We start from the raw sequence: 3,445 nt of genomic DNA, 5'->3' as shown, positions 1-3,445 counted from the left end.
ATGCTGCTGGATGACTGGGGCCTGTCGACGGTGGAGGAGGGACGGGCCTGCCCGTTGAGCGTGAACAGCGGGGCGGTCTGCGGCAACCGGGACTACTACCTCTGGGCGGAGCGCGTGTACCGGACGAACGGCGGAGGCGGTGGCGCGGGCTCGGCGCTCGCGGGGCTGGTGGGCTCGGAGTCGGTGAACGAGGACCAGTTCTTCATGAGCTTCCGGGGCGAGGAGGACCGCTACCAGGAGAACATCGGCGGGACGCACGCGGGCGGCCAGTCGGTCTGGGAGACGACGCCCTTCAGCGCGCCGAACCTGGGTCGCCCGTACAACACGCCCCGGCAGAACCGGTGGCTCGGTGGAGTGCGGGTGCGGTGAGGTCCGTGTTCGTCGCGCTGTGGCTGTTGAGCGCGGCCCCTGTGTCCGCTGGGGTGCCCGAGGGCGGCGCGAGCGCTGCGAAGTCGAGCCCGAAGGTCGAAGCGGGCGTGAGTCCCACCGCGAAGTCCGGCTCGGTGCCCACGCGCGGTAAGCCCGCGGCGACCGCGAAGCCCGCGCCTTCGAGCGCCACGCCGACGCCCACGGGCGCGGAGTCGCCACCCGGTGCGCCGCGCTTCGCCTGGCCCTCGATGCGCGTACTGGAGCAGATCGACGCCAACGAAGTGGTGGAGGCCGGCGGCGTACCCGTGGTCCTTCGCGCGGTGGTGGTGAAGGAGCGCGCCGAAGACCTGGTCCAACGCTTCGCGGATGCCTTCCGTGCTGGAGGCCTGCACGTTCCACCGGGCGATGAACAGCCCCAACTCGCGAGCGGCGCGGCCATGCTCACCGCCGTCGACATGTATCGGGGCATCACCTTCACCGTCATCCTCCAACCACAGGAGGGCGGAATCACCCTCGTCTACCTGGGCGAGGCCAACCACACGCTCCGCCGTGAGCCGGGCGCCGTCGGCGATATCGCGACGCTGCCCCCAGGCGCTCAACAAGTCCTGCGCGTGAATGAAGAGAGCTCGAGGACGATGTCCTTCCTCGTGCGCATGTCCGCGGGAGAGGTGGACTCCTTCTACGCCCAGGCCTTGCGTCGCGACGGATGGCGCCGCGAGGACGGCGATACGACGGTGTACACGCGCTCCGGCGAGGAGCTGCGCGTCATGCATGAGCCCGCCGAAGGCGGACTGCGCTCCGTCGTCCTCGTGCACCGGGGCCGCGTCCGCGCACCGGAAAGCCGCGTCGCGCCCTGACTCGCGCCACGGCGCTCACCCCGCCGTCAATGTGCCGTCACGTGCGCGTGAAGCGCCACCGCGTTCCCCTCGGTGTCCCGCACCACGGCGAACGAGCCCAGCACCCCAATGGACGTCTTCTCCACCAGCACCTTGCCCCCGGCCTGAGCGACGCGGCGGATGGCGCCATCCAAATCCGTGCCCGCGTCCAGGTACACCCGGCTCCCCTCCAGCGAGGGCCGCAGGTGCGCCGAGTGGACGAGCGCCCCCGTCACATCCCCCTCCTGCTTCCGGGTGAAGACGGCGAGCCGGGTGCCGTGGAAGTCCTCCACCTTCAGCGTGGTGGACAGCACCGCCTCGTAGAAGCGCGTGGCGCGCGCCAGGTCGACGACGGGAATCTCGAACCAGTTCACTCGATGGGCCATGACGTGTCTCCCGCCCGGCGCGAAGTGTCCGAGCGAAGTCAGCATGGCCCCTGTTCCTGTCAGCCTCGTGTCAGGTTTGTCGCTCGCGGCCGCGCGGCGTCCAGCACCCACCCGAGGCACCCTGTCTCAGGCGCGCAGCTTCTCGCGCAGCGCCTTGGCGCGGCCCTGCATCTCGGGGTCCATGCTGGTCAGCTCCACCGACTTCAGCCGCTGGTCCAGGCTCTGCGGCACCTTCTTCGGCAGCTTGCCCTCTTCGGCCAGCCCCTCCAGCCGGGCCAACGCCTTGTCGACGATGCGCTCGCGCGGATGGTCCAGCAGGCTGTCCAGGAAGTACGCGTCCTCGGGCAGCTCCGGGTACTTCTCCAGGTAGTCCACCACGGCCTTCACCCAGTCGGCGCGCGTCTCGGACTCGGTGACTTTCTGCATGGCCTGCTTCTGGGCCTTGCGCTTTCCCTCCGGGTCGAACGTCTTCGCCAGTCCCTCGGGAAGCTCGCCGCCGGTGAAGAGCGCGTCCGCGGCGGTCTTGTACTTCTGGTAGCTCGCGCTGCGCTCAATCTTCTGCTGCGCGGGGTCATCCTGGCGGGAGTGGTACTTGCTGCCCTTGGCGCGCCCCGCGTCGATTTCTCGCCACGTCTTGTCGCGCTTCCCGGAGAAGCCGCCGCCGTTGTCGTCCCTGTCCTTTGCCATCCTTCATCTCCCCTTGCGTGCGCCCCAGAGCGCCGCGAGTCCACTGCGGACGAGGGTGCGCACCGCCTCCAGCTCCTGTGCGGTCAGGGGCTGCTCCTCGTCCTGCTCCGCCTCGAAGAGCGCCTCGTCCGCATACGTCCGCAGGGACTGGGGCACCGGTGGAGCCGTCGTGTCCGCCACCAGCGCCGCCGAGCGCACCGAAGCGACTCCCGGCGACCACCCCAGCTCCAGCATGGCGTACAGCTCGAAGAGCAGGTGGCGGGCGACCCCGTATCCTTCGTCCGTGAGCCCCGCGGCGTCAAGCGCGCCCAGCAAGGCATCCTGCCGGTTTTCGAAGGAGTGCATCAGCCGCGTGCGCGCCTTCTCGTCGTCCTCCAGGTAACGCCAGGCCGCCTCCACGAATTCGCCCGTGGGCTCGTCCGGGTGGAAGGCCGGCGGCAGGCTGGCCTTGACCTTCTTCGGCCGGGGCGGGCGAGGGCCATCCTCCAGGCGCACCGCGCGCCCCTCCTCCACCAAATCCCAGAGGCCCAGGAGGTTCTGGTACAGCAGCCGGGCGACGTCCGGCGAGGGGAAGCGCGGCTCCTCCTCGAACAGCCCCGGGATGACGTCGCTGTGCGGGCGCCCCTTGGCGTGGGCCGCCTGCATGCGGGCGAGCACCTCCGCGGTGTCGCAAGGGCTGCCGGACACCTCCAGCAGTCCGTCGAGTGTCGGCGCGCCCTCGAACTCGCGCGTGAAGTCTGCACCTCTGTCCTTGGAGCGGCTCATGGCGGCGGGGACGCTTACCCCGGCGGACAGCCGAGCGCACGCGGCATCAGTGCTCCTCGGGCCACTCGCCCATCAGCGCGTCCTGGCGCTCCTTGGGATTGGAGGTCCATTCGAAATCCTCGGGGACATGGCCGCCGCCGTGCTGGCGTTCGCCGTCCCAGCTCACCTGCGCGGTGAGGAAGTGTTCGTCCGGCTCACCCGTCACCTCGGCGCGGTTGCCGGGGAGCGTGAAAGGGGTGTCCAGGGGCTCGTCGGGAATGATGATGGCCATGGTGGGGCTCCGCGCGGCAGGCGCCCCCGCGCCAGATGTCCGCTGGCGCACGCGCCCCCCGCCTTCCTCCTCAAGCTGGGCAGGCGGACGCG

Annotated in this window: 5 protein-coding genes and 1 pseudogene; 2 read left to right on the top strand and 4 right to left on the bottom strand. The window is 70.3% G+C overall.

Going from position 1 to position 3,445, the window contains the following annotated elements; translation table 11 throughout:
• Both HUW62_RS46315 and HUW62_RS46310 read left to right on the top strand, forming a co-directional pair.
• Positions 1-369, top strand: a pseudogene (locus tag HUW62_RS46315) (hypothetical protein); the annotation flags it as partial.
• Positions 366-1,226: a hypothetical protein gene (locus tag HUW62_RS46310; protein WP_368670652.1), complete on the top strand. Its 861-nt coding sequence runs from the start codon at positions 366-368 to the stop codon at positions 1,224-1,226. The pseudogene HUW62_RS46315 and the gene HUW62_RS46310, both read left to right, overlap by 4 nt.
• A 26-nt stretch (positions 1,227-1,252) precedes the next feature.
• Here the strand turns inward: HUW62_RS46310 and HUW62_RS46305 are convergent, their stop codons facing one another.
• The 4 genes from HUW62_RS46305 to HUW62_RS46290 all read right to left on the bottom strand — a co-directional run.
• Positions 1,253-1,630 carry a VOC family protein gene (locus HUW62_RS46305; protein ID WP_176438087.1) on the bottom strand — a complete coding sequence of 126 codons (378 nt, stop codon included), beginning with the start codon at positions 1,628-1,630 and terminating at the stop codon, positions 1,253-1,255.
• 126 nt (positions 1,631-1,756) lie between these two features.
• Positions 1,757-2,317: a hypothetical protein gene (locus HUW62_RS46300; protein WP_163863268.1), complete on the bottom strand. Its 561-nt coding sequence runs from the start codon at positions 2,315-2,317 to the stop codon at positions 1,757-1,759.
• Between the two features lie 3 nt (positions 2,318-2,320).
• Positions 2,321-3,082, bottom strand: a complete 762-nt coding sequence (locus HUW62_RS46295; RefSeq protein WP_163863265.1) for a hypothetical protein — start codon at positions 3,080-3,082, stop codon at positions 2,321-2,323.
• 46 nt (positions 3,083-3,128) lie between these two features.
• The coding region (locus HUW62_RS46290) for a hypothetical protein (protein ID WP_255204024.1) at positions 3,129-3,445 on the bottom strand (317 nt) is incomplete at its 5' end.

The organism is Myxococcus sp. AM011, from assembly GCF_013372595.1.
GTDB lineage: Bacteria > Myxococcota > Myxococcia > Myxococcales > Myxococcaceae > Myxococcus > Myxococcus eversor.
This window is presented reverse-complemented; position numbering and strand designations above follow the sequence as displayed.

Excerpts from the sequence above, each read along its gene's own strand:
- HUW62_RS46300 (WP_163863268.1), bottom strand. The coding sequence starts at position 2,317 with ATGGCAAAGGACAGGGACGACAACGGCGGCGGCTTCTCCGGGAAGCGC.
- HUW62_RS46305 (WP_176438087.1), bottom strand. The coding sequence starts at position 1,630 with ATGGCCCATCGAGTGAACTGGTTCGAGATTCCCGTCGTCGACCTGGCG.
- HUW62_RS46295 (WP_163863265.1), bottom strand. The coding sequence starts at position 3,082 with ATGAGCCGCTCCAAGGACAGAGGTGCAGACTTCACGCGCGAGTTCGAG.